1 protein-coding gene is annotated in these 585 nt (G+C 79.3%); it reads right to left on the bottom strand.

Annotation, left to right across the window (positions count from 1 at the left end; translation table 11 throughout):
* Positions 1 to 585, bottom strand: a 585-nt coding sequence (locus ACFHYO_RS03475; protein ID WP_394318414.1) for a hypothetical protein, incomplete at both ends; no start/stop codon positions are given.

Raw genomic sequence — 585 nt, 5'->3', positions numbered from 1 at the left:
CGGCCTCGGCCAGCCGCGCCTCGGCTTCGTCGGCGGCCTGGTTGATGCGCGCCGTCGCGGCCTCGGCGTCAGCGGCGAGCTGTTCGAGCCGGTCGGCGGTCGCCTGATCCACGGTCGGGCGGGCGGCGAGCGCCTGCACCTCCTGTCGCAGGGGCTCCAGATCCACCGGCGGGCGGGCGGCGAGGTCCTCGACCTGCTGGCGCAGCGGGGCGAGATCGACGGGCTCGCGCGCGGCCAGCGTCTCGACCTGCTGGCGCAGCGCGTCGAGGTCGCCGGGCTGGGCGGATGCCAGCTCGCGCAGCCGCGTGTCGAGCGCGGCGAGCTCCTGGGCCTGCGCGGCCAGCGTGGACTGGATCGCGCCGTCGGGCTGGGGCGTGGCGGGGGCCTCGGCAATCAGCTTGGCGGCGGCGTCCGAGCCGGCCTGCCGCGCCTCGGTCAGCAGCGCCTCGCGGTCCGGGACGAGGCTGGCACCGGCCGCGCGGCTGGCGGCCTCGGCGGCGCTTGTGGCGGCCTGCTGGGCGGCTTCGGCGGCGCGGGTCTCGATCGCCGCGGCGCGGCTGTCGATCTCGGCGCGGGCGGCGGCGG

Origin of the sequence: Paracoccus panacisoli (genome assembly GCF_042435015.1) — a bacterium.
Taxonomy (GTDB): domain Bacteria; phylum Pseudomonadota; class Alphaproteobacteria; order Rhodobacterales; family Rhodobacteraceae; genus Paracoccus; species Paracoccus panacisoli.
The sequence above is the reverse complement of the archived record's forward strand: the minus strand, read 5'-3'. Positions and strand labels throughout refer to the sequence as shown.